The organism is Streptomyces sp. R818, assembly GCF_056172735.1.
Window position 1 is genome coordinate 771094 of the sequence record NZ_JAOCNE010000003.1, and the last position, 6000, is coordinate 777093.

The 6000-nt window shown below is 72.2% G+C and carries 4 protein-coding genes; 1 reads left to right on the forward strand and 3 read right to left on the reverse strand.

Annotated elements, in window-relative coordinates:
* Positions 1-64: 64 nt before the first annotated feature.
* Positions 65-397 (reverse strand): chorismate mutase, encoded by a 333-nt coding sequence (locus N5I75_RS08645; RefSeq protein ID WP_476675945.1) that lies wholly within the window; start codon positions 395-397, stop codon positions 65-67.
* A gap of 6 nt (positions 398-403) precedes the next feature.
* Complete coding sequence (locus tag N5I75_RS08650; RefSeq protein ID WP_476675947.1) at positions 404-1291, reverse strand: helix-turn-helix domain-containing protein; 888 nt, start codon at positions 1289-1291, stop codon at positions 404-406.
* A 211-nt stretch (positions 1292-1502) separates the two neighbouring features.
* On the opposite strand from N5I75_RS08650, the gene N5I75_RS08655 reads away from it, so the two are divergent.
* A complete protein-coding gene (locus tag N5I75_RS08655) occupies positions 1503-3272 on the forward strand; it encodes a glycoside hydrolase family 35 protein (RefSeq protein ID WP_476675949.1) in 1770 nt (589 codons plus the stop codon).
* Between the two features lie 198 nt (positions 3273-3470).
* Here N5I75_RS08655 and N5I75_RS08660 read toward each other — a convergent pair.
* The coding region (locus N5I75_RS08660) for an endo-alpha-N-acetylgalactosaminidase family protein (protein WP_476675951.1) at positions 3471-6000 on the reverse strand (2530 nt) is incomplete at its 5' end.

Below are 6000 nucleotides of genomic sequence, written 5' to 3' on the forward strand. Positions count from 1 at the left end.
GGTCATGCTGCCGTACGCCTCGGACATCGGGACAGGGTGATCCCGATCAGCCCGGTCGGCCCGCTCAGCGCTTGCTGTCCTCGGCGATCTGCTCGTGGTGGCGGATGACCTCGGAAATGATGAAGTTGAGCAGTTTCTCCGCGAAGGCCGGGTCGAGTTTCGCGCTCTCGGCAAGCTGGCGCAGCCGTTCGATCTGGCGGGCTTCGCGGGCGGGGTCGGCTGGGGGCAGTGCGTGCTGGGCCTTGAGGTGGCCGACCTGCTGGGTGCATTTGAAGCGTTCGGCGAGCATGTGGACGACGGCGGCGTCGATGTTGTCGATGCTGTCGCGGAGGCGGTCGAGCTCGGCGCGGACGGCCGGGTCGACGGGCGGCTGGGATGCGGACGTAACGGAAGTCATGACAGGTCAGCCTACGTGGAGCATGGGTGGGTCGTCAGGGTCGGGGATGCGGTCGGACCAGCCGCCGGGCACGGCGCGGCCCTGCTGCTCGCGGAAGCGGACGGGTGCGGTGCCGACGCGGCGGGTGAAGAGGCGGGAGAAGTAGGCGGGGTCGTCGTAGCCGACGCGGCGGGCGACGGCGGCGACGGGCAGTTCGGTGGCGGCGAGGAGTTCCTTGGCGCGGCCGAGGCGGATGCCGAGGAGGTAGTCCTTGGGGCTGCAGCCGGCGCCGCGGCGGACGGCGGTGCGCAGTTCGGCGGGGGTCATGCCGTGCCGGGCGGCGTGTTCGGCGACGGACAGGGGCCGGAAGGCGTCGCGGGCGAGGGCCTGGAGGACGGGGTCGCCGTCGGGGGCCATGTCGGCGCGGGCGCGGCGCAGGGTGACGAGGAGTTCGTGGACGGCGGCGCCGGTCTCGACCTCGAGGAGGGGGTTGCCGCGGCGGGCGGCGCGGGCGATGCGGCCGACGACGGCGCGGGCGGCTGCCGCCTCGGAGAGCGGGACGAGGGGCCGGTCGGCGTCGATGTAGCCGAGTTCGGTGTAGGTGGTGGTGGCGGGTCCGGTGAAGTCGACGAAGCACTCGTCCCAGCCGGTGTGGGGGTCGGCGCCGTAGTGGTGGGAGGTGCCCGGGGTGAGCCAGAGGAGGGCGGGGGCGGTGACGGGGGCGCGTTCGCCGTCGGGCAGTTCGATCCAGCCGCTCCCGGCGGTGATGACGACGGCGACGTGGTGGTCGAGGGTGCGGGGGCCGACGGCGGGCAGCAGTCCGTGCTGGAGTCCGACGCCGAGGCAGACCAGTCCGAGGCGGTGGTGGACGGGGCTGGGTGTGAAGTACCGCATCCAGGTGTGGTACGCGGACATGTGTCCCCTCCCATGGTGCCTTGGTGGTGCCACGGTGGTTCCGTGGTCCCGTGGTGGTTCCGTGGTTCCGTGGTGGTTCCGTGTGCCGGTCATGGCCTCGCGTGGCTCCCGTCCAACACCAGCCGATCTTTGTCCATGGACCCCGTCGCCCGCCAGAGGTGACAGTGACGGCCGGTGGGTGATGTGCCCATCAGGCGCGAAGGAGCAGGTCATGGCCGAGTTCAGGGTGGGCGGGGACGATTTCGAGGTGGACGGCCGTCCGGTGCGGCTGCTCTCGGGCGCCCTGCACTACTTCCGGGTGCACGAGGAGCAGTGGGGGCACCGGCTGCGGATGCTGCGGGCGATGGGCCTGAACTGCGTCGAGACGTACGTGCCCTGGAACCTGCACCAGCCGCGCGCGGGCGAGGTGCGGGACGCGGCGGCGGTCGGCCGGTTCCTGGACGCGGCGCGCGAGGCCGGGCTGTGGGTGATCGTGCGGCCGGGCCCGTACATGTGCGCCGAGTGGGAGAACGGCGGGCTTCCGCACTGGGTGACGGGGGCGCTGGGCTCGCGCATCCGTACCCGGGACGCGGAGTTCCTGGCGGCGGTCGAGCGGTGGTTCCGGGTGCTGATGCCGTTCGTCGTGGAGCGGCAGATCGACCGGGGCGGCCCGGTGATCATGGTCCAGGTGGAGAACGAGTACGGGAGCTACGGCTCGGACGCGCGGTACCTGCGGGCGCTGGCCGATCTGTTGCTGGACACCGGTGTGACAGTGCCGCTGTTCACCTCGGACGGGCCCGAGGACCACATGCTGACGGGCGGCTCGGTCCCGGGCGTCCTCGCCACGGCCAATTTCGGCTCCCACGCGCGCGAGGCGTTCGCCGCGTTGCGCAGGCACCGGCCTACGGGGCCGTTGATGTGCATGGAGTTCTGGTGCGGCTGGTTCGACCACTGGGGCGCGGAGCATGTCGTACGGGATCCGGGGGACGCGGCGCGGGCGCTGCGCGAGATCCTGGAGTGCGGGGCGTCCGTCAACCTGTACATGGCGCACGGCGGGACGAGTTTCGGCGGCTGGGCCGGCGCGAACCGGGGCGGTGAGCTGCACGACGGGCCGCTGGAGCCGGATGTCACCTCGTACGACTACGACGCGCCCATCGACGAGTTCGGCCGCCCGACGGAGAAGTTCTGGCTGTTCCGGGAGGTGCTGAGCGCGTACGCGGAGGCGCCGTTGCCGGATGTTCCCGCGGCGCCGGCGGTGCTTGCGGAGGCGGTGAGCGCCGAGTTGGGGGTATCCACGCCGCTGGATGAGGTTCTTGAGGCGCTGGGCGGGCCGGAGTCGGAACACGCGGTGCCGCCGTCGTTCGAGGAGCTCGACGTGGACCGGGGGCTGGTCCGTTACGCGGTGACCGTGCCGGGGCCGCGGCAGCCGTATCCCCTGCGGGCCGTCGGGTTGCGGGATGTCGCCGTCGTGTACGTCGACGGGGAGCGGGCCGGGGTGCTGACCGAGGAGGAGCCGGTGCTCCCCGGGCCGGTTGCCGGGCACGCGCGCGTGGAGCTGTGGGTGGAGTCCCTGGGCCGCGTCAACTACGGCCCGCGCACGGGTGAGCGGAAGGGGATCACGGGGGGTCTGCTGCATGAGCGGCAGTACCTGCACGGGGTGCGGGCGCGCGGGCTCCGCCTGGACGGGTTCTCGCCCGAGGGGGTTGCCGGTTTGACGGCGGGTGTGGCGAGTGGTGACGGCCGGGGTCTGCACCGGGGGGCCTTCGAGGTGGCCGGGGGCGGGGCCGGGGATGCGGTGCTCGAACTGGGGGACGGCTGGACGCGGGGGTTCGTCTGGGTGAACGGGTTCTGCCTCGGGCGGTACTGGGGGGTCGGGCCGCAACGGGGGTTGTATGTGCCCGGGCCTGTGGTGCGGGTGGGTGTCAACGAGGTGTGGGTGCTTGAGCTGGAGGGGGCGGGTGAGCTGCGAGTCCGTTTGAGCGCCATGCCCTCAGCCGGGTGACTGCGTGTCCGCGCGCGCGGGTGCGTCGTGGCTGGTCGCGCAGTTCCCCGCGCCCCTGGGGGGCTGTCCCCCGGGGGCTGTCCCTGGGGAAATGTCGCACGGAGTGCGCATTTCAGGGGCGCGGGGAACTGCGCGATCAGCCACGACGCACGCGCACCCGCCGACGCGCGGTCACCTGGCAGACGGTCGCGCGGGACGTCACATCACATCGGCCTCGCTGACCTCGAACCCGTCCAGGACGAACTCCGCCGTCCCGTGGTCCCCGACCTTCCGGAGCCCGACCCAGACCTCCCCCTCCGCCGGCGCGGCGAACTCGTAGGACAGGGTGCTGGGCTCCACCGAGACAGCCAGCGCCCGGCGGCTCAGCTCCGTGGCCCCGGGCCCGTCGACCCCGGTGACCCAGGCGTACTGGCCCGCCAGTTCACACGCGTACCGCAGCCGCACCCGGTACCGCCGGCCAGGCAGGAAGCGGACGGTGTGCGGGACCGTGCGGTAGACGAGGCCCTCGTTCTCCCCACGCGACTTGAGGGACTGCGTGCCGTCGATGACGTCGTCGATGGTCTTGCCGTTCCAGCCGCGCTGGGTGAAGGGCGCGTGGCGCTGGGCGATATGGGTGCGCGGGTCGGTGGAGCCGCCCGCGTCGCCCTTGACGAAGGGGCCCCACCCCTGCGGGACGTGCTCGAAGCTCTCGGAGACCACCACACCCGCCCGGAGGGCGGGGCGCTCGGCCGCGACGACCCGGACGTTGTCGAAGCGCACGCGCGCGGCCCCGGCCGCGGCCCGCAGCGTCAGAACCGTGGCGCCGCCACCTTGCGGCACCGTGAAGTACACGAACATCCGCTGGAAGCGCGTCCCGTGCTTGCGGTCGGCGGCGACGTAGTTCCCGGCGGTCGACGTGTCGGTCCAGTTGGTGGCGGTCACGCCGTCGGCCGTGCGCACCTCCAGCGAGGCCCGGCGCCGCTCTCCCGCCGTGGTGCCCACCTCGACCTGGACGGACGCGGCGTACGTACCGGGCGTGAGCCGGCGCAGACGCTGCGCGACGGTCGAAGCGGCGCCGGGTGCGACGACCACCTCGTAGTCGCCGAGGGCGCTGCGCACGACGGACGCCGGGCCCGTCACCTGCCAGCCCTCCAGCGACCCCGCGTGGAAGCCCGGGTCGTGCAGCGGCGTGCCCTCGCCCCAGGCGGGGTCGCGGTCGAGGTCGGCGCGGCGCCGGTACACCACGTAGGGCTGGTCGGCGTCGGCGGTGAGCGTGACCTTGCCGGCGGCTGCGGGGACGTGGGAGACGAAGACCCGGCCCTGGTCGGTGAGGCGGTACAGGGCGACGCGGGACAGCCGCGCCCACGCGCGCGGGAGCTGCCAGGTCGAGGAGCCGCCACCGGGGTTGTAGTGGTACAGCTTCGCGGGGTCGCCCGCTTTCCGGGGTTCCCAGGGCAGCAGATACGTACCGTCGTCGTAGACGAGGCGGCCGTCGGTGGTGATGCGGCGGGTGCCGCTCGCGTCGCTGACGGAGGTGCGCCCGTCGCCGAAGAACGTGATCTCGTGCTCGTCCCACGTCCTGATCGGCTGAGCCTGCAGATATTTAGCGGGGAGCGCGTGCGTCCAGATCAGGCGGTAGAACGCCGTCCAGTCCGTCTTTCCCGTCCAGCCCTCGAAGTTGCCCATCCGGGCGACGCCGAGCAGCGTCGGCCATTTGTCGGCGAAGACGTCCTTCTGGTGGTGGCGGATGAAGCGGATGAGCTTGGAGTTGATGCCTCGGGAGGTGTCGGGGCCGTAGTCCGTCTCGGTCGCCCAGTGCGACCACAGGGACGAGCGTTCGAAGCCGTGGCCCCACTCGGAGGTGACGTTCCAGCCCTGGTCGCGGAAGGCGCGCTGGAGGCGGTCGGAGGTCCAGCCGGATTCGCGGAAGACGTCGATGTAGAGGGTGTTGAGGGCGGGTTCGGTGTCGCGGCGCAGGGCGGCGAAGCGTTCGATGATGTCGCCGGAGACGAGGTCGCGGCGCTGGTCGATGCGGTAGCTCTGGTCGAGCCAGTCCCACTGCTTGTTCGTCTTGTCGACGAGGGTCTCGGAGAAGGCGTGGGCGACCGGGTAGGACTCGGTGGCGTTGACGTGGACGCCGAAGTCGCTGTTCCACGTGGCGCCTTCGCGGACGAGCGTGTTGAGGTCGGGGAGGCCGCCCGCGCGCGTGTTGTAGTTCCCGGCGTAGTCGGGGTGGGCGGAGTCGTGGCCCTCGGACTGGTAGCCCTTGAGGAGCGTGTACTGGCGCAGGCCGTCGGTGGCGAGGGAGATGCGCTTGACGTTGTCGAGGGTCGCGAGGAACGGGTTGGTCGCCTGGGAGGCGAAGTTGAACGGAATGTGCGGGACGACCCGCAGGTGCTGTGTGTCGGCGCCGCGCGGGGTGACGGCGATGTCGCGGAAGGCGATGGCGGCGTCCTGCCAGTCGACGCGGCCGTCACCGTTGCGGTCACCGGTGATGATCACGGTGGCGTACGGGAGCGGTTCCGTCGCGTCGACGGGGGCGGTGGCGGCGCGGTGCGTCCACTGGCCGGGGGCGAGGCGCGCCTCTGTGTACCCATCGGAGCCGCGGGCCACGGTCTCCCGCCAGAGGCGGCCGTTCTCCCAGGTGGCGCCGCCGGTCGGTTTGTCGTAGACGGTGTTGGTCTCGATGGCGCCGCCGAGCGTGTCGTGCGCGAGCACGGCGTACGCGCAGCCGGTGGGCGCCTCGGCC

Excerpts from the sequence above, each read along its gene's own strand:
- N5I75_RS08645 (WP_476675945.1), bottom strand. The coding sequence starts at position 397 with ATGACTTCCGTTACGTCCGCATCCCAGCCGCCCGTCGACCCGGCCGTC.
- N5I75_RS08650 (WP_476675947.1), bottom strand. The coding sequence starts at position 1,291 with ATGTCCGCGTACCACACCTGGATGCGGTACTTCACACCCAGCCCCGTC.
- N5I75_RS08655 (WP_476675949.1), top strand. The coding sequence starts at position 1,503 with ATGGCCGAGTTCAGGGTGGGCGGGGACGATTTCGAGGTGGACGGCCGT.